The 18,688-nt window shown below is 64.2% G+C and carries 11 protein-coding genes and 1 pseudogene; 4 read left to right on the forward strand and 8 right to left on the reverse strand.

The annotated features are described in order from the left end of the window. Positions 1 to 3: 3 nt before the first annotated feature. The 4 genes from F8G81_RS02245 to F8G81_RS02260 form a co-directional block, all read right to left on the reverse strand. The gene (locus tag F8G81_RS02245; RefSeq protein ID WP_267277423.1) at positions 4 to 981 is read right to left on the reverse strand and encodes a carbohydrate kinase family protein; all 978 of its coding nucleotides are present in this window, start codon (positions 979 to 981) and stop codon (positions 4 to 6) included. A gap of 91 nt (positions 982 to 1,072) precedes the next feature. After that, positions 1,073 to 1,867: an ATP-binding cassette domain-containing protein gene (locus tag F8G81_RS02250; protein WP_267277424.1), complete on the reverse strand. Its 795-nt coding sequence runs from the start codon at positions 1,865 to 1,867 to the stop codon at positions 1,073 to 1,075. Continuing rightward, positions 1,864 to 2,913, reverse strand: coding sequence for an ABC transporter permease (locus F8G81_RS02255; RefSeq protein ID WP_267277425.1), 1,050 nt, complete (start codon positions 2,911 to 2,913; stop codon positions 1,864 to 1,866). The genes F8G81_RS02250 and F8G81_RS02255 overlap by 4 nt, the downstream gene beginning before the upstream one ends. A 105-nt stretch (positions 2,914 to 3,018) precedes the next feature. Further along, positions 3,019 to 4,131 (reverse strand): substrate-binding domain-containing protein, encoded by a 1,113-nt coding sequence (locus F8G81_RS02260; RefSeq protein WP_267277426.1) that lies wholly within the window; start codon positions 4,129 to 4,131, stop codon positions 3,019 to 3,021. A 164-nt stretch (positions 4,132 to 4,295) separates the two neighbouring features. On the opposite strand from F8G81_RS02260, the gene F8G81_RS02265 reads away from it, so the two are divergent. Next, positions 4,296 to 5,294, forward strand: coding sequence for a LacI family DNA-binding transcriptional regulator (locus F8G81_RS02265; protein ID WP_267279372.1), 999 nt, complete (start codon positions 4,296 to 4,298; stop codon positions 5,292 to 5,294). 41 nt (positions 5,295 to 5,335) lie between these two features. Continuing rightward, the gene (locus F8G81_RS02270) at positions 5,336 to 5,629 is read left to right on the forward strand and encodes a putative quinol monooxygenase (RefSeq protein WP_267277427.1); all 294 of its coding nucleotides are present in this window, start codon (positions 5,336 to 5,338) and stop codon (positions 5,627 to 5,629) included. 93 nt (positions 5,630 to 5,722) lie between these two features. On the opposite strand, the gene F8G81_RS02275 is transcribed toward F8G81_RS02270, so the two are convergent. Next, on the reverse strand, positions 5,723 to 8,200 hold the full coding sequence (locus tag F8G81_RS02275; protein ID WP_416377158.1) for a GH32 C-terminal domain-containing protein: 2,478 nt from the start codon (positions 8,198 to 8,200) through the stop codon (positions 5,723 to 5,725). A gap of 438 nt (positions 8,201 to 8,638) precedes the next feature. Between F8G81_RS02275 and malQ the strand changes: the two genes are divergently transcribed. After that, entirely contained in the window at positions 8,639 to 11,029 is a 2,391-nt protein-coding gene (gene malQ / locus F8G81_RS02280; RefSeq protein ID WP_416377093.1) for a 4-alpha-glucanotransferase, read from the forward strand. Here the strand turns inward: malQ and F8G81_RS02285 are convergent. After that, on the reverse strand, positions 11,018 to 13,990 hold the full coding sequence (locus F8G81_RS02285; RefSeq protein ID WP_267277429.1) for an FAD-binding and (Fe-S)-binding domain-containing protein: 2,973 nt from the start codon (positions 13,988 to 13,990) through the stop codon (positions 11,018 to 11,020). The genes malQ and F8G81_RS02285 overlap by 12 nt on opposite strands. A 153-nt stretch (positions 13,991 to 14,143) precedes the next feature. On the opposite strand from F8G81_RS02285, the gene F8G81_RS02290 reads away from it, so the two are divergent. Further along, positions 14,144 to 15,046 carry a LysR family transcriptional regulator gene (locus tag F8G81_RS02290; RefSeq protein ID WP_267277430.1) on the forward strand — a complete coding sequence of 301 codons (903 nt, stop codon included), beginning with the start codon at positions 14,144 to 14,146 and terminating at the stop codon, positions 15,044 to 15,046. 12 nt (positions 15,047 to 15,058) lie between these two features. Here F8G81_RS02290 and F8G81_RS02295 read toward each other — a convergent pair whose 3' ends face one another. Both F8G81_RS02295 and F8G81_RS02300 read right to left on the reverse strand, forming a co-directional pair. Then, positions 15,059 to 15,406, reverse strand: a complete 348-nt coding sequence (locus tag F8G81_RS02295; RefSeq protein WP_267277431.1) for a hypothetical protein — start codon at positions 15,404 to 15,406, stop codon at positions 15,059 to 15,061. Positions 15,407 to 15,467: 61 nt separating this feature from the next. Then, positions 15,468 to 18,473: pseudogene (locus F8G81_RS02300) on the reverse strand (alpha-amylase family glycosyl hydrolase). Between the last annotated feature and the right edge of the window lie 215 nt (positions 18,474 to 18,688).

The following is an 18,688-nucleotide window of genomic DNA, read 5'->3' on the forward strand; positions in this document are numbered from 1 at the left end:
GCTTTAGACGGCGGCGGCAGGCATCGCCGCGGCGCTTCCTGTCACTGCTGGTTCCGCCGCCAGTTCCGCTGCCGTTGGCGGGTTGGCGCCGGGCCTGCCTACTGTGATGGCGGCGGCCTTGGCCGCGGTCCGCCCGAGGTTATCCAGGGTGTCTGCTGCGAGCCCATCGGTCTTCCGTGCGAGCAGTCCATAGATCAGCGCCGCCATGTAGGAGTCTCCCGCTCCAATGGTGTCCGCCACAACGGCCCTGGTGGCGGGAACGTGCAGTGTGGTGGCAGCGGTGGCCAGCAGCGAGCCCTCGGAGCCGCGCGTCACCACCGCAAGCCCGGACCCCAGCCCCAGGATCCTGGCCGCCACCTCTTCAAGGCTGTGCCCGGGGTACAGCCAGGCCGCATCCTCGTCGCTGAGTTTCACCACGTCGGTCAGGGGAACCAGGTCCTCAAAAATGGACCGTGCCTCTGCCTTGCTTCCCAGCAGGGCGGGCCGGATATTCGGGTCGTACGTCACGATGCATTCCCGGTGCGCCTGCTCAAGAAGTGTCTTCACAGTGCCCGCGCCGGGAGCGAGGAAAGTGGCGATGGATCCCGTGTGGAGCACCTTGGGAAGGTACGGCGGGGTTACCGCCGCCAGCTCCCAGGTGATGTCGAATTCATAGCTGGCAGAGCCATCGGCTGCGAGCGTTGCCGCGGCGGAGCTGGTCCGGCCCGCGGACTTCGAACCGGGCAGGAGGTCGACGCCGGCACTCCGGAGATGTGCCTCGATGGCCTCGCCGCGGGTATCGTCCCCCAGCGACGTGAGCAAAGCAGTGGGGACACCCAGCCGGCCCAGTCCGTAGGCAACGTTCATCGGCGACCCGCCGGGGTGCTCCACACTGCCGTTGGCGGAGCTGACAATGTCCACCAGTGCCTCCCCGATAACAACCACGTCGGGAGCGGCTGCCGGAAGGGGAGTGCCGGAGGCGGAAGGGGAATTCGTATGCACGTTGCGCCTTTCAGGGAGCGGACCGCGGGCCTCCTCACTCAGACAAGTGGAAGGCCCGCGGACGTTAGGTTGAATCGGATGGTGCCGCGGATTAGGCGGTGGCGGCACCGGTCATGATTGCCACCGCGTCGGTCATGGAGTGAGATTCCGGGGTGATGGTTGCCGCGCATTTGCCGAGGCGCTGGATGTGGATCCTGTCCGCCACATCAAACACGTGGGGCATGTTGTGGCTAATCAGGATCACCGGCAGCCCGCGATCGCGGAGGTCCCGGACCAGCTGCAAAACCTGGTTTGATTCCCGGACGCCCAGCGCCGCCGTCGGCTCGTCCAGCACAACCACCTTGGAACCGAACGCAGCGGCACGGGCCACCGCCACTGCCTGGCGCTGGCCGCCTGAAAGGTTCTCCACCGGAACGGTGACGTCCTGGAGCGTGGAGATGCCCAGCCGGGTCAGCTCTTCCTTTGCCTTGCGGCGCATCCCCTTGGTGTCCAGGACCCGGAAGATCTTGCCCAGCGGACCGGCAAGCCGTTCTTCCCGGCCCAGGAACAGGTTGGAAGCCACGTCCAGTGCCGGTGACACTGCAAGGTTCTGGTAGACCGTTTCGATCCCGTAGGCCCGGGCGTCCTGCGGGCGCTTGAAGTGCACGGGCTGGCCGGACACCATCAGTTCGCCCGAATCGGGAACCTCGGCGCCGGTGAGGCATTTGATCAGGGTGGACTTCCCGGCCCCGTTGTCGCCGATGATCGCGAGGACCTCGCCCGGGTAGAGGTCCAGGCTGACACCGTCGAGGCCCACCACGCGGCCGAAGGTCTTGACGAGGTTCCTGGCCTGCAGGATGGGCTGGCGGACCTCGGTGCCGGTGGGTTCCAGCTGGGACGCGGTCATGACTTCACCTTTCGGATCCACTGGTCGATGGACACAGCGAGGATGATGAGGACGCCCACGGCGAGGGTCTGGTAGAGCACGTCCAGGCCGGCGAGGGAGAGTCCGTTGCGGAAGACGCCGACGATCAGGGCGCCCAGGAGGGTTCCCCAGACCGAGCCGCGCCCGCCGAAGAGGCTGGTTCCGCCGATCACGACGGCGGTGATGGAGTCCAGGTTCAAATCGACGCCGGCGTTGGGGCTGGCCGCGTTGGTGCGGCCGATCTGGATCCAGGCGCCGATGGCCAGGACGGCGCCGGCGGCGAGGTAGACGCTCATGAGGACCTTGTTCACGGCGATGCCTGCCAGGCGGGCGGCTTCTTTGTCATCGCCTACGGCGTAGACGTGCCGACCCCATGCGGTTTTCCCGAGGATGAAGGCGATGGCGATGTAGAGAAGCAGCATCACCACGACACCGGTAGAGATCCGCACCGGGCCCACCGGGAAGGTGCTTCCTGTCCAGGTCAGCAGATCGGGCATTGCGGAGCCGCGGACTGTCGCTCCATTGGAGTAAAGCAGTGTCAGAGCGATGAAGATATTTAGCGTGCCCAGGGTGACGATGAACGGGGGAAGGCGGAACCTGGTCACCAGGAATCCGTTCACGGCGCCGGCGGCGAGTCCCACGATCAGGCCCGCGAGCAGCGCTACGGGTGCCGGCAATCCGTTGTTGACGGCGAGCTGGGCCACGACCATGGAAGAGAGGATCATGACAGCTCCGACGGAAAGGTCGATGCCTGCAGTGAGGATGATGAGGGTCTGCGCGATGGCCAGGGTGCCGACGACGGAAACCTGCTGGGTAATCAAGGAGAGGTTTTCAACCCGCAGGAACCTGTCATTGAGCAGTCCGAACACGACGACGGCGATCAGCAGGACGAGGGCGGGGCTGACGGCAGGGTAGCGGTGGAGGATATTGCGTATCCGGCTGAGGGGCGTCCTGCGGTCGAGAAATTCTTCTGCCAGGTCGGCCTGCTGCCCTGCGGCGGGCGGACCGGCGGTCTGTTGCTGGGTCACGATGGGTCCCGATCTTTGGTGATGGTTTGCTAGGGCGGAGCTAGCTCGGTGTATGAATTGCGGGGAGACCGAAGAGTTCCGGCCTCCCCGCTTGAGGCTGCGTGGTTACTTGCCCCAGCAGATGTCGCTGGCTTCAGTGGTGGTGATGCTCTTGACGCCGTCTGCAGGCTTGTCCGTGACCAGCTCAACACCGGTGTTGAAGAAGTCCAGGCCCTCCGAGTTGGCGGGCTTCTTGCCGGTCTTGGCCAGCTCGACGATGGCCTTGACGCCCATTTCGGCCATCTTGACCGGGTACTGCTGTGCGGTGGCACCGATGACGCCGGACTTCACGTTGTTGACGCCTGCGCAGCCGCCGTCTACCGAAACGATCAGAACGTCCTTTTCCTTGCCGGCTGACTTCAGGGCTTCGTACGCGCCCGCGGCGGCAGGCTCGTTGATGGTGTACACAACGTTGATGTTGGGGTTTTTGGACAGCAGGGTCTCCATACCGGTACGGCCGCCGTCCTCGGCGCCCTGGGAGGCCTGGCTGCCGACGATCTCGTACTCGCCGCCCTTGCCGCCGGTGTACTTGCCGGTCTTGGCTTCGTCGCCGTTCTTCTTCTTGTCGGCGGTGTCGATGCCGAGTCCGGTCAGGAAGCCCTGGTCGCGGTTGTAGTCAACGGAGACAACCTTGTCGTCAAACAGGTCCAGCAGGGCGATGGTGGCCTTCTTGCCGGCGAGCTGGGTGGCGGTCCACTTGCCGATCAGCTCACCGGCAGCAAAGTTGTCGGTGGCGAACGTGATGTCCGCGGCGTCGGCCGGGTCCGGCGGGGTATCAAGGGCAATGACAAAGAGTCCGGCGTCCTTGGCCTTCTTCAGGGCATCCACCACGGATGGGCCGTTGGGTGTGATCAGGATTCCCTTGTCGCCTTTCGAGATGGCGTTTTCGATGGCCTGGATCTGGGTGTCCTCATCACCGTCCGCCTTTCCGGCGGCGAGCTTCAGGTCAACGCCGTCTGCCTCCGCTGCCTTCTTGGCGCCTTCCTGCATGGAGACGAAGAAAGGGTTGGTGGTGGTCTTGACGATCAGCGAAACGCCCACTTTTTCTCCGGATTCGGTGCCGGAGGTGGCCGGGGAGCTGCCGCCGCAGGCCGTGAGGCTGAGGGTGGCGAGCGTCAGGACGGCGCCCGCGGCAGCCAGGCGGCGGGCGATGGTGCGCGGGGTCTTGGAAGTCAACATTGAATCTCCTGTGTTCGTGGCACATCCCGTGCCTGACAACGATGTCAGGCATCATGTAATCAGCGTCACACGCTATAGTCAAGGTAAATTCGATGATGAAGGACGAAGTCATGACAACGATGTCTAATCGTTACCAAGCGGCCACGGCAAAGGATCGGCCCACCATGCGGCATGTCGCCGCGCTCGCCGGCGTAGGTATCAAGACCGTTTCCCGCGTGATGAACGATGAGCCCGGCGTCTCTGAGGCCACCCGGCAGCGTGTCCTGGGCGCATCGCAGCAGCTGAACTACCAGCTGGACATGGCCGCCGGGAGCCTGCGCCGTGCGGGCCGGCAGACGCTGTCCATCGGGCTCCTGCTGCCCAGTGTGGCCAACCCGTTCAGCAGTGAAATCCATCGCGCGCTCGAGGATGCCCTGGCCACCCGCGGGATTGCTGTTTTCGCCGCCAGCCTGGACGACGACCCCGAACGGGAGAAGTCCCTCGTGGCCGCGTTCCTTGGCAGGCGCGTGGACGGGCTGGTCCTCACGCCCATTGCCAAAAGCCAGTCCTACGTCATTCCTGAGCATTCCCGCGATCTGCCCATGGTGTTTATTGACCGCGAACCCGTAGGGATCGAAGCAGACGCCGTGGTAACGGACAACGCCGTCGGAGCTGCCAGGGCGGCGGCCCACCTGATGGCGCACGGCCACACCAAACTTGCCTATCTGGGTGACCGCACTGATATCCAGACGGCCCGCGAACGGCGCCGCGGCTTCCTGGAGGAGCTGGGCAGGGCCGGCATCCCGACGTCGTCCGTGCCTGTCCGCGAAGGCCTTCACAACGAGGAATCAGCCCGGCAGGCGGCGCTGGAAGTCATGTCAGGAGATGACCCGCCCACAGCCATCTTCTCCAGCCAGAACCTGATCACGTTTGGGGCCATGCGGGCGCTCAGGGAGCTCGGAGCAAGCCGGAGCACCGCGCTTGTGGGATTCGACGACTTCACGCTCGCGGACATGATGGACCCCGGCATCACCGTGATCGCACAGCACCCCGAGAGGATCGGAAAACTGGCGGCGGAGCGGCTGCTTGCCAGGATCGACGGCGACGACCAGCCGGCGCAGACCTACATCGTTCCAACCGAACTCATCAAGCGGGGTTCCGGGGAGCTTCCACCCGGCCGTTGAGCGTAACCATCCAGCCAGAACCTAACCGAGGGGAAAGATCCATGACCAAAACGCTGTACGCAGAATTCACTGTCAAACCCGGCAGCGAGGCCCGGGTGGCCGAGATGATGCAGGAACTGACCGAGCATGTCCGCCGCGAGCCGGGCAACCAGCTGTTCCTGCCCTACACGCGGGAAACAAACCCCCGCGAGTACTTCGTCTTCGAGGTCTACCAGGACGACGCCGCGTTCCAGGAACACATCAGCGCCGACTACGGCGCACGGTTCAACGGTGAGCTCTCGGCCCACATCGAGGAGGAAGGCTCCGTGCTGACCTGGCTCCAGCAGGTGGCCTGAGGCTCAAAGACCCAGACATGGGCTTGTCCGCGATTCCGCCCCGTGAAGGCGGGGAATCGCGGACAAGCCTATGATTGGTCCGGCGTTTGGGGCCTACTGACGGTCCTTCACCGGTTTGCCCTGCCCGCTGAACATCGAAGCCTCCAGCGGGGTAACAGTGATCGATTTCAGCTGGGCGGTGCCGCCGTCGGCAAAGAGCGCCACCTGACCAGCGCCAGCCTCGGGAAACACCTGGTCCGTGATGGTCCGCAGGCCATTCTGGGCGAAGACCTCAACGGAGGACCTGTCCACGTAGATCCGCAGCGTTATGTTGCCGTTGGCGTCGGGTGTCACCGGCGCTGAGTCCACCGAGGTGAACAATGGGTGGAAGGCGGTGTTCCCGGAGTTCCGCCTGTCCACGTAAACCTCGCCTGCTGCCTGGTCGTATCCGATCACCGTGGAGGTTGTGCCGCTCCCCAGGACCGTGATTCCGGCCTTGGCAGCCGTGCCTGGAGCAAACGTCACGTCAATCCGTTGCACCTGGCCTGAGGCAGCTGCCGGCAGCGGCGTGGTGCCCGGCGCAATGTTCCGGGCCTGCTTTTCGGCGTAGGCCACCTTGGATCCCAGGGAGTCCACCTGTTTTACAGCCTTCTGGGTCAGGCGCGGGCCGGCTGCAGTCTGGGTCAGTGCAACCTCGCGGGGAAGGGACATGGCGCTGCGCCACGGTGAGGTGGGGATGGTGTTTGCGTAGTCCCAGTTGTTCATCCAGCCAAGCATGATCCGCTTGTCCTGCGGCATATTGGCGAAGGATACCGAGGCGTAGTAATCCCGGCCGTAGTCCAGCCAGTCATAGCTCTGCAACCGGGGTGCCGCCGCCGTTGACGAGGCAATGAATTCGTCAGCCAGGATGTGCCCCCACCCGAAGCGGTTGTTGTCCACCACCTTGATGCTGGCCTGCCGACCCTTGAATTCAGCCACGTTCCACGAGGCCCAGTCCAGGACTTCACTGTTCGCGCCGGTTGCCGAGCGGACCACATCCCCGTCCACCACGAGGTTCACGGTGGTCTCGTCCGAGCGGGGGACGGCGGCCTGGTCAGTAAGCATCACGTGGTCCAGCGTTAGGTGGCCCCAGCCGCCGGTGGCCTGGTCCACGATCCGCAGCTGGGCGGTCTTTCCGGCAAACTCCGAAACGTCCCACCCCTTCCAGTTGAGCTGGCCTGCGTCATCGCCTGCCAGGGTGCGCACCACGTTGCCATCCACCAGCAGCTGGGCCTCCAGGGTCTGCCCGGTTTCCACAGCCCTGTGCCCGCCGCCCACCAGCATGCTCATGAAGTTTTTGGACACAGTGAACGACGGCGATGTCAGGGTTCCCTGCCTGTCGTCGCCGGGAGCGCCTCCAGTTTCGAACGTGTTGATGCGCTTGGCGCCGATGTAGTAGTCGCCTCCGGACGTGGCCGGCTGAAACGTTGGTGCCAAATCGTCCGTTCCTGTCCAGCCGGCGTCGGCCAGAGTGGACCCGTCCGCCACCTCGAAGCCGTTGAAGAGAAGATCGCCGGCCGGTGGTGTGTTATCGAGCTTGTCGGAGACACTCGGATGCTGCCCGCCGCCCACCAGGAAGTTGAGGTAGTCGCTGGTGACGGTGAACTCCGGGGAGCTCATGGAGCCGAGTGGCCAGTCGCCGTCGTTGAACGAATTGACCAGCCCCGCGCCGGCAAAACCGGTGACGGTGTTCTGCCCCGGGAGCGTGCCTGCCGCCGGAGCATCGCCGAAGGGACCGTTCTTCCAGTTGCCCGGCTCGTTGTTGACCGTCCACCCGTTGTAGGTGCCGTCATTGAACCCGGCCAGTGGAGTCCCGGCAGGCAGGGCGTCGCTGGGTTTGGTTGATTCCGAGGTGAAGGTGGTCCCGTCGAAATTGCCCACGAAGTACTGGCCTGCAGATCCGCCTGCCACGCCGCCGGGGTTGATGTTGACCACCATGACCCACTTGATGTTGGCGGGATCGCCGTCCACTGCCAGCGGAAAGAGGTCCGGGCATTCCCAGAGCCCGCCAGTTGCGTTGGCTGGCCCGAATTCGCTCAGCAGGTCCCAGTCCTTGAGGTTGGCGGACTTGTAGAGGAGTACCTTGTGGTCCGTGGCTTCCACTGCGGCCATGACCCAGTAGCCGCCACCGGCGGGAGTTTCGTACCAGAAGACTTTGGGGTCCCGGAAGTTGGCAGAATTGCGGTTGAGGACGGGGTTGGCATCGTACTTGGTCCAGGTCTGGCCATCGTCCAGGCTGTAGGCAAGCGACTGTGCCTGCAGGCCCCTGTGGGGGGAGGCGTCCTTGTAGGCGCTGGTGAAGATTGCCACCAGCGGTGGGTTTTCGGCCGTGCCGAAGCCCGTGGTGTTGTCCTTGTCCACCACGACGCTTCCGGAAAAGATGTCCTGCTGGTCATCTGTGGCGATGGCCAGCGGCTGCTCAGTCCAGTGCGTCAGGTCGGTGGACGTGGCGTGGCCCCAAGACATGTTGCCCCAGGTATTGCCGGATGGATTGTGCTGGTAGTACAGGTGATAGACGCCCTTATGAAGGACCATCCCGTTCGGATCGTTCATCCAGTTCTTTTGGGGTGTGAAGTGGATGGCCGGCCGGTATTGCTCGCCCCCTGCCGGCTCGGTTCCGTTGAGGGCCACGGTGACGGGGTCAACGGGGGATCCTGGCACGGACAGCGCCAGGGCTGGGCCGGCTCCTGCCAGCGCGGCGGCCAGGCTGAGGCCCGCCAGGGTGAGCGCGGAACACGCCCGGATTGTTGGAGATTTTTTGCTCGGCATATCGTTGGGGTCGCCCTTCATCGCGCGTGCCTACCGTAATAGACAACGTTGTCAGTGAAAGGAACGGTAGGTTATGTCCGCAAGACAAGTCAACGGACCGGAGCACCCCTGCCGCGTCCCTGCAATAATCGGAACCAGCAGTTGTGCCGGAGTATGCCGGCGCCCGGTGCAACAGGCATCAGTGTAAGTTCGGGCCCATCACACCAGACGAGGCGGACATCCATGAAGGCTCCAGACCACCAGTACACGGAATTTCCCGGAATGCCGGGAGACTCTCCTGGCCAAGGTCCGGTGCCGGGTCAAGCCGTCGGTCAAGGGGCAGCTAAAGCGGCAGATGAAGTGTCCGTGACAGGTCAAGCCGCAGGTCAGGAAGCCGCAGGCCAAGCTTCCGTTGCAGGTGAGAGCCCCGTTGATAGCCACCTGCTTCAGCGGCTGGCAGACGCCCATGGGGTAGGCACGTCGTTCCAGGGGTGGGACGGCCTTCCGCACAGCGTGGCGCCGGAGACCCTAATCAAGGTGCTGGCTGCCCTCGGCGTTCCGGCGCATACGAACCAGCTCATTGAGGCTGCCCTGGCCGAAGCGGAACTGGCGCCGTGGCGGCGCATGCTGCCCCCCGCCGTCGTGGTCCAGCAGGGGGAGATGGCGCTGGTCCCGGTCCATGTCCGCGATGGCGCCACGGCAAAGCTCAGCATCCACCTGGAGGACACCGCGGGCCCCGAGCAACCGGCAGAGCCCACAGTAGTGGAGGCCACCCAGCAGGATGTCTGGATCCAGCCCCAGGACGTGGATGGAGTGCTGACCGGCCGGGCAACCTTCGCGCTGCCGCAGGATCTGCCCCTGGGCTGGCATACCCTCTCAGCTGAGTCTGAGGGGAGTACGGCGCGAGGAACGCTAGTGGTGGTGCCCGCCCGGCTGACCACGGCCGCACCCCTGGAGCAGCGCCGTGGCTGGGGCCTGGCAACACAGCTCTATTCGGTGCGGTCGAAACGGTCCTGGGGAATCGGCGACTTCGCGGATCTGGCCGATCTGGCCACGCTGAGCGGAGAGCGCGGGGCCGACTACGTCCTGGTGAATCCGCTGCACGCCGCCGAGCCGGTTCCTCCTGTCCAGCCTTCGCCTTATTCACCATCCACCAGGCGCTTTTTCAACCCTCTGTACATCCGGGTTGAAGACATTCCGGAACTGGCATATATCAAACCGCGGAGGCGTGCCGTTGTGGACAGGCTCCTGGAACAGGTCCAGGGACTGAACAGGAATGGCGAGCGGCTGGACCGGAACACCGTTTATGCGGCGAAGCTCGAGGCCTTGGAACTCCTCTACCACGCCAGGCGATCACCCACACGGCAGGCAGCGTTTGACGAATTCTGCCGGCTGTCCGGCTCCGGACTTGATGATTTCGCCCTGTGGTCCGCCGTGCGGGAAGACATCGGACCGGAGGATCCCTTCTGGACGAATCCGGCGTTGGCGCTGGGGCAGCCCGAGGCTGAGGCCCTGCGGGAGAAGCTGTCGGACCGGATCGGCTTCCACCGCTGGCTGCAGTGGATCTGCGACCAACAGCTGGAGAACGCCCAGCAGGCTGCGCTCCGGGCCGGAATGAGACTTGGGGTGGTCCACGATCTTGCGGTCGGAGTGGACCTGAGCAGCGCAGACGCCTGGACCCTCCGTGACGTCCTGGCACCGGGAATCAGCGTGGGTGCCCCGCCGGACATGTACAACCAGCTGGGCCAGGACTGGAACCAGCCGCCGTGGCACCCTGGCCGGCTCGCCGAGGCCGGCTATGCGCCCTTCCGCAACATGCTTTCCACTGTTCTCCGGCACGCCGGCGGCATCAGGGTGGACCATGTGCTGGGCCTGTTCCGCCTCTGGTGGGTGCCCGCCGGAAACTCCCCGCGGGACGGCGCCTACGTCCGCTATGACCATGAAGCCCTGATCGGCATCCTGGCCCTTGAGGCACAGCGCGCCGGTGCAGTGGTGATTGGCGAGGACCTGGGAACCTTTGAGCCCTGGGTGCGTGACTACCTGGCTGCCCGGGGCATCCTGGGCACGTCCATCCTTTGGTTCGAGAACGACGGCGATTCGCCGCTCCCGCCCGAACGGTACCGGAAGCAGGCGCTTGCCAGCGTCAACACCCATGATCTGCCGCCCACCGCGGGTTACCTGGCTGGCGACCACGTGGAGCTGCGCAGCCGCCTTGGCCTCCTGGAGCGCTCAGAAGACGCCGAGCGGGCGGAGCACCTCGCCACCTTGGAGAAGATGATGGGGCTGTTGCGGGAACGCGGGCTGCTTCCTGAGGGCAGTGCGGAGGCCTCCGACGGTGCAGGTGCCGGAGCAGCTTCGCCCGCAGCGGTCTTGCCGGAAAGCGAGGAACAAACGGTGGTGGCGCTTCACCGCCTTCTGGCCCAGACGCCGTCGGTCCTCCTGGGTGTTGCCCTGGTTGATGCCGTGGGGGAGCGCCGCGTGCAGAACCAGCCGGGGACAACAGAATCGCTGTACCCGAACTGGCAGGTGCCCCTGGGCGGCCCGGACGGCCGCCCGGTCCTGATTGACGACCTTCCGAGGAACCCGCGGTTCAATAACCTCCTGGCCGCCGTGCAGGACTCCTTAGGCGCGTGACGCGCGGCGTCCGGTCCGGCTCTGGGTGAGCTCGCGAGGGGCCGGTTCCTGGTTCTTAGGGTCGATGAGTTCGGCAAGGTGGCTGGAGGCGCCGTTGGAGTGGCTGTCCAGGATCTGCCGTACCTGCATGTGGCAGCTGAAGCCGTCCGTCAGGATGGGGGTTCCGTCGGCGGCACCGCGGAGGGCAGGGGCGAGTGACTGCTCGGCGACAGCCATGCTGACGTCATAGTGCTGCGCTTCGAAGCCGAAGTTTCCGGCCACGCCGCAGCATCCCGTAGCTTCCTTGACGGTAGTGATGCCCAGGGCTGCCAGTGCGTTGGCCTGCGTTCCGGAACCGAAGACGGCGTACTCATGGCAGTGGGTCTGGACGGTGACCGCAGACGGGACGTTGGCCGGTTGCCAGCCCGTCCTGGCCTGTTCGATGACTGCGGTGGCGAAGCTTTGGATCCGCCGGGAGACCCGGTGGGCCGCTTCCGTGGGAACCAGTTCGGGGAGGTCCTTGCGCAAGGCGGCCGCGCAGCTTGGTTCGATCACAACGATCGGCCTGTCCGTTCCGTCGTCAAGTGCCTCGGCGGTCCGGTTGAGCAGCTTGCGGGCTGTGTCCAGCTGGCCTGTTGAAATCCAGGTCAGGCCACAGCACAGGTCCGCGCTGCATTCCACTGTTCGCTGGGCATCCTCCAGGACCCGCTTGGCGGCGCCGGCAACTGAGGGGCGGAAGCCGCGGGTGAAGCTGTCGATGAACAGGACCGTATCGGCGGTGCCGGTGTCAGAAGCCTTGGCCTTTGTGGTGCCGCCTACCGTTTCGCCTCCGATCTCCTTCAGCAACTGTTTGCGGGAGGCGAAGTCCGGCATCCTCCGGTGCGTGGTGATCCCGGAGATGCTGGCGATCAGGGGCCGCAGCGGCGATGCCAGGGCAGCGTTGACGAGCGGTGCGATATAGCCGGTAATTTTCAGCCAGGTGGGCAGCCAGCCGAGGGTGTAGTGGGCAATCGGGCGCAGGCGGCCTTCGTAGTAGTGATCGAAGAACTCGGACTTGTACGTGGCCATGTCCACGCCGGCCGGGCAGTCGGTGGAGCAGGCTTTACAGGACAGGCAGAGGTCCAGTGACTCCCGCACATCCTCCGATTTCCAGCCTTCCTTGGCTGTGGGTGAGCCGCTGATCATGTCCTGGAGGACCCGTGCCCGTGCTCGGGTGGAGTCCTTTTCGTCACGCGTTGCCCGGTAACTGGGGCACATTACTCCCGCGCCGGAGGTGGTCCGGCACCGTCCCACACCAATGCAGGTCTGGACTGCGTCGGTGAACCCCTCCCGGCCCGTTCCGCCGGCCGGCTCCAGGGCAAAGGACGTCCGGAAACCCCGGGCAGGGGTTGCCGCCAGCGCGAGGTTGGACATGACAGGCGCGGGGTCGGTGATGATGCCGGGGTTCAGGATCCCGTCCCGATCCCAGACTGCCTTGTACTGGGAGAAGGCTTCCAACGCCGCAGGGCTGTACATGATGGGAAGAAGCGCGGACCGTGCCCTGCCGTCGCCGTGCTCACCGGAGAGGGATCCGCCATGGCGGGTGACCAGATCGGCGGCCGCGCGCAGGAAGTTGTCCATCACGGCCCTCCCGGATTCAGTCCGGGGGTCGAAGGTGATTCTGACGTGGGTGCAGCCGGCACCGAAGTGCCCGTACATTACGCCCCGGAGCTCATGCTCAGCCAGCAGGGTGGTGAAGTCGGCCAGGTAGGCGGCCAGGTTCTCGGGTGCCACTGCGGCGTCTTCCCAGCCTGCCCACGACTGGACACCGCCGGCCAGGCGGGAGGACAGCCCCGCCCCGTCTTCCCGGACACGCCAGAGGTTGGCTCGTTCCACCGGATCGGACACCACAACGCCGTCCACCACGTTGCCCCGCTGCTTCAGGGTTTTCAGGAGGTCGTCCGCCTTTGCCCGCACCTCTGCGGGGTCGCTGCCGTCCAGGTCGACGTAGAGGTAGGCGGTGCCATCCGGCAAGGCGCCCACAGAGCCTGGACCGCGGCGGTCACGCATGGTCTGGACAATGGCATCGTCGATTCCTTCGACGGCGGCAGGGTTAAAGCGGAGGATCTCCATCACATCCGTCGCCGCGGCCACAACGTCGTGGTATCCCAGGCAAACGAGCAGCGCTGCAGCAGGAACGTCCACCAGCTTCACTGTGGCGGACACTATCACGGCGCAGGTACCCTCGCTTCCGGCGAGGGCTTTGGCGGTATTGAAGCCGTTCTCCGGCAGCAGGTTGGCCAGCTGATAGCCGGAGACCTGGCGGGCAATGCGGCCGAACTCTGTGCGCAGGAGACCCAGATTGGCATCGGCCAGCCTCTTCAGGCCGGCTTCAATGCGAGCGGCCTCTTCGACAGCTGCCGCGTCCGCGGGGTCAACTGCCTTCACGCCGCCGGGACCGGCGGTCACCAGGTGGCCTGATGCCGTGATCAGCTCCAGGGAAACAACGTGGTCCACCGTCCGGCCGTACCTGACGGAGTGGTTGCCGCAGGCATCGTTGCCGATGGCTCCGGCTACCGTAACCCGGCCCATGCTTGAGGGGTCCGGAGCGAACGTCAGAGCGTCGCCGGTGGCGGCCCGGACCTCTTTTTGGAGGGTCGTGAGAATGATGCCTGGCTCGACCTTGACTGTCTTTGCGCCGGCATCCAACTGGAGGAGCCGGTTCATGTAGCGGGAGAAATCGATGACCACGCCGGTGCCGATCGCGTTCCCGGCCATGCTGGTTCCGCCGCCGCGGCTGGTGAGCGGGACGCCGCGCCGCCGGCAGGCGCGGATGACCGCGGCAACGTCCTGGCTGCTGCGCGGGAAGGCGACGGCCTGGGGGCGCACCCGGTAGTTGGACGCATCGTAAGAGTATTCCGACAGCCTGCGGCTGCTGGCGTCCACCTCCACGCCATCGTGCTCGAGATCCCGCACAAGACTGTCTGCTCCGGCTCGGTTCATCGGGTCCATCTTTCGACTCAGGCGAGGCAGTCCAGGCGGCTTTGAGCCCCTCCGCATTGTGCTAGCTGTCCAACCAGTGTAGGAGTTAAGAAGAAACTGAGAACGGCAATATTCGCAAGGCATTGTTTCCCTATTTGAAAGAAGAAGGCTGCCGTGGACCTGTCAACTGTGGATGATCTCGAATTTTTTGAAGAGATCTCACGATCAAAAAGCCTGACGGAGGCGGCCAGGAGTTGGGGGAAGTCGCTTCCTTCCGTCAGCAAAAGGCTGACCCAGCTTGAATCGAGGCTCGGTGCACAGCTTGTCAGAAGGAGCACTCGCAAACTCACGCTCACCCCGGAGGGGGAACAATACGCCGCGGGGGCATTGGCCATCCTTCAGCAGAAAATGGACCTGGAGGAAGGCATCTCGCAGAAATACGGTGAGCTTCGGGGGCGGATCGCCGTGCATACAACGGTTGGCCTCGGCCGGATCCATATTGCCCCGCTCCTGGGCGAGTTTGTCCGGGATCACCCTGGCGTCTCGGTTGACCTGCAGCTGTCTGCGCTTCCGCTGAACATTGCCGGGAGCAGCTTTGACCTGGGGATCCGGGTGGGGAGCCTGGAAGATTCCCAACTTAAGTTCACACGGCTCGCGGAAAGCCGGCGGGTGGTCTGCGCGTCCCCGCAGTACCTGGAGAGGATGGGTGCGCCCAGCACAACTGCCGAGCTTGAACAGCACAACTGCATCATCCTGCGCCAGGACAACAGCGACTATGCCCTGTGGCGGTTTGGGGAGCAGGGCCGGGAGCGGAACGTCCGAGTGAACGGCAATATGGTCAGCGATGACGGGGAAGTGGTGGCCGGGTGGTGCCTGCAGGGCCTGGGACTGATGATGCGTTCCACGTGGCATGTGAATCCCATGCTGCAGCAAGGGCTTCTGACGCAGGTCCTCCAGGATGTTCCCACCCCGGCCGCGGACATTCACGCTGTTTACCCGGACGCGGTGCATACCCCACGGCGCGTGACCGCAGCCATCGATTACCTTAGGCGCGGCCTCGCGGAGCGACTGGCGTAGGGGCTTCAGGACCTATGAAGCCGCGAACGCAAACCAGCCCACTACTGAGATCCCGATGAAAGCCGGAGGCGTCACCAGGAAGACGGTGCCTAACATGTGGGTGCGGTAGCCCCTGCCGCGGATCTTGCTCAGCCACAGAATGCCATACGTCACGTTGGCAATCAGGTAGGGAATGCTCAGCAAGATAAAGCCCAGCCAGGCAAACAGGAGGGGAAACGTCAGGTACATCGTTCCGCTCGGCCCCGGGCCGAGCGGAACGGTGTAGGCAAAGATGACAAGGAAGACACCGAGAATCCCGATGCCATGGAACACCATCAGAGTTATTCGGAAAACCCTGGCCCATGGCGGGAGTATCTGCATGTATCGATCCTAGGTGCCTCCCTCCGGAAAACGTTCACTCCCCTCCTGTTCCTGGAGGGACTCAGCTGGCGGTGATGACGTGCGTAGCGTGGTCATAGCGGAAAGTGACCGGGCCGCCGTCGTGCTTGTAGGCAATATTGCCGCCGTTGAGCACCCCGTTCGCTCCGTAATTCACGTTCTAGGAACGGTCCAGTGCGGCCTTGAACTCGTAGGTGCCGGCTGGAAGGCCTGGCACCTGCAACTTCCACACCAGGTCAGCCGGATCCAGCATCAGCTGCGCCTGATCGCATTCAGGAAGCCAGTCGTCCACGCAGCCCAGTTCCGATCCCAGGCTTCCGGCCACTGACACAGCCTGGGGCTGCTGGGAGGCGTAGACGGCACTCAGCAGGTGGGTGGAGTTGTCGTAGCGGAAGGTGACAAATCCGCCGGGGTGATCCAGAACGATGTTGGAGCCGTTGAAGACTCCGTCGGCCCCGTAGTTTTCGTCCCACCCGCCGTTCAACGCCGCCTTGTACTCGAAGCGGCCGGCCGGAAGGTCAACTGTAAGCCGCCAGATCTTGTCCACCGGATCCAGGCTCATCATCGCCTGCGGGCAAGTGGGGCTCCACTCTCCACAACCCATGGGAACGTTGAGCGAACCCGCCACCGTCACCGAGTCCGGCTGGGGAACCTCACCCACGGTCACCGTCCGTGGTTCGCTGACCACACTGAAGCCGGTACCGCTCATGGAGGCCCGGTACCGCACCTCGGTTCCGTCCGCCAGGTCCAGGCCGGACAGGTCATCCACCACCGAGTACACGGGGGAGGAATCGTCAGAGCCCACTGCTGTCCATTCACCGGAGGCAACGCTCCGCTCAAATGACACCACGTGGCTGGCCTTTTCAGGGTCGGCGAGGGCGCTGAGCTCCACCTTGCCCTCCACGCTGCTGCCCTCCGTGGGCTTCTGGATGGTCAGGAGCGGTGCGGGAACGGTTGCGCTGCGGGTCTGGCTGCTGGCGGTATGGCCGCCGTTGTCCAGCACCGTGGCCCTGTATTCCAGCGCTGTTCCGGTGTCCAACGCCGCCACATCATGGAACACCTGGTAGGGCGCGGTGTCATCAGTGCCGATCGGCACCCAGCCCCCACCTGCCGTCCTTGCCTCGAAGGTGACTTCGTAAAACGACGTACCGCCGACGTCGGCCGTCACCTTAACGCGGCCGTTGTCACCGGGAGCCGCGGCAGGTTCCTGAAGTTCGACGGCGGGGGCCGCCTGGGAGTGTGGGATGCGGCCCGATGATTGGTACACCACAGCCGAAAGCGGCGGAACCGTCACACTGAGATTGCCCTCTGCGGAGGTCTTCACTTCCTGCGCGGCACCAGTGTCCCCATAGATCTTTGTGTAAGTGCGTTTGTCGATATAGGTGGGAATTTCGGCGGACTGCGGCTCTTCGCTGTTGTTCAGGGCCACCACATACTCGCGCTGCTCCTCAACGTCTGTGCGGGAGAAGGCGTAAATGCCGGCGCCCTCGGAAGCGTACCGGTGCTGGTGGGCGCCGTCGCGCAGGGCCGGGTGCTGCTTGGTCAGCGATGCAAGCTGACTGATCTTGGAGTACAGCGGGTGGCCGGGATTGAAGTTGTCCACAGCATGGGTGGCATCAGTGCCCAGCAGGTCGTCATCGAGGTACTCCGGCACCTGGCTTGCAAAGAGAGTCTGCCGCGCGTCCTGGTCGCCACGGGGACCGGTGAAGCCCTGCTCGTCGCCGTAGTAGATCACCGGGTTGCCGCGCGAGAGGTACATGAGTTCGTGGGCAAGTTCGTCGCGTGCCACCTGCTCGGCATCCGCCGCGCCGGGGTTGTCCGCCGCGATGAAACTGCCGATCCGGCCCATGTCGTGGTTTCCCAGGAAAGTGGGCAGCTGGTAGACGTTGGAATCGGCGTCCGTGTACCAGTCATCCCCGGCGAAGAAGGACTCCAAGGCCTTGGTGTCCTCGCCCTTGGAGGCAAAGTTTCTGGCTGCGTCCTGGAACGGGAAATCCAGGACGGCCTGCATCTGGTTGCGGGTGGTGAACTGGGACGTGAAGCTCTTGGTGGTGTCAAAAACCTCGCCGAACATAAAGAACTCGTCCTTGCCCTGTTCCTTGGCGAAGCTGAGGACCTCCGGGCCGAATTCCTGCCAGAACTCGTTGTTGACGTGCTTCATGGTGTCGATCCGGAAGCCGTCCACACCGAAGTCCGCGATCCATGCCTTGTAGATCTCCTTCATCCCGTCCACCACTTTGGGGTGCTCGGTAAAGAGGTCATCCAGGCCGAAGAAGTCGCCGTAGTAGGCATCCTCGCCCACAAAAGTGGTGTCGCCGCGGTTGTGATAAAGCGTGGGATCGTTCAGCCAGGCGGGGACTTTCAGGTTCTCCTCGCTCTTGTCCAGCACGGGAACGTAGGGAAAGGACGTGGCTGGATCAAGCGCCGGGAAACTCGAGGAACCGGCGAAGTCGCGGTCATCAAACTCTTTGCCGTCTGCGGTCCTGTACGGCTCGGCATCCTTGGAGACGTATGTCTTCCGGGCGCCTTCCTCATAACCAATCACGTCCGCGGTGTGGTTGGTAATGATGTCAAAGTAGACCTTCATGCCGCGGGCATGGGCTTCGTCGATGAGGGCCTTAAGTTCGTCATTGGTGCCCAGATGGGGATCGATCTGCGTGAAATCCGTGATCCAGTAGCCGTGGTAACCCGCCGATTTGTCCTCTGGCTGGACCGCCTTGTTCTTGAAACTCGGCGTCAACCAGATGGAGGTGGTGCCCAGGCCCTGGATGTAGTCGATCTTGTCCAGCAGGCCGGCCAGGTCTCCGCCGTTGTAGAAGCCCTTTCCGGTGGGATCGAATCCTGACACCATCGGATCGGCGCCCAGGCCGCCGTCGTCATTGGCAGGATTGCCGTTGCTGAAGCGGTCTGCCATCACAAAATAGAAATTCTCATCAGTAACAGGTGACCTGAGTGAATGAAGGGCCGACGACGAATCGGGATTTTTCGGTTCCGGTGCGGCCTGGGCCGGGAGTACCGCAGTGGAGGCGGCGACCGCCGCAGCGAGCAGGGCTGCGGCGGGGCCCCGGAGTGCTTGACGGGTAGTTGACCTTCGGGTGCTTGCTTTGTGAGGGGTTGGCTTGTTGACGGCTGGCTTGCGAATTGGATGCGACGGTGTGAGGCGTTGGGTGGAGCCTCGGGGGGTGCGGGCATTCACGTCAGGAGAGACCTTCCTGGTAGCGGCGTTGCTGAACAGGTGCACGTTCTTGCTTGGGTGCGGTGAGG

The sequence above is a fragment of the Arthrobacter sp. CDRTa11 genome (assembly GCF_026427775.1).
Lineage (GTDB): Bacteria > Actinomycetota > Actinomycetes > Actinomycetales > Micrococcaceae > Arthrobacter.

Coding starts and splice junctions, on each gene's coding strand:
- F8G81_RS02250 (WP_267277424.1), bottom strand. CDS start 1,867: ATGACCGCGTCCCAGCTGGAACCCACCGGCACCGAGGTCCGCCAGCCC.
- F8G81_RS02260 (WP_267277426.1), bottom strand. CDS start 4,131: ATGTTGACTTCCAAGACCCCGCGCACCATCGCCCGCCGCCTGGCTGCC.
- F8G81_RS02265 (WP_267279372.1), top strand. CDS start 4,296: ATGCGGCATGTCGCCGCGCTCGCCGGCGTAGGTATCAAGACCGTTTCC.
- F8G81_RS02270 (WP_267277427.1), top strand. CDS start 5,336: ATGACCAAAACGCTGTACGCAGAATTCACTGTCAAACCCGGCAGCGAG.
- F8G81_RS02275 (WP_416377158.1), bottom strand. CDS start 8,200: ATGAACGATCCGAACGGGATGGTCCTTCATAAGGGCGTCTATCACCTG.
- malQ (WP_416377093.1), top strand. CDS start 8,639: ATGAAGGCTCCAGACCACCAGTACACGGAATTTCCCGGAATGCCGGGA.
- F8G81_RS02285 (WP_267277429.1), bottom strand. CDS start 13,990: ATGAACCGAGCCGGAGCAGACAGTCTTGTGCGGGATCTCGAGCACGAT.
- F8G81_RS02295 (WP_267277431.1), bottom strand. CDS start 15,406: ATGCAGATACTCCCGCCATGGGCCAGGGTTTTCCGAATAACTCTGATG.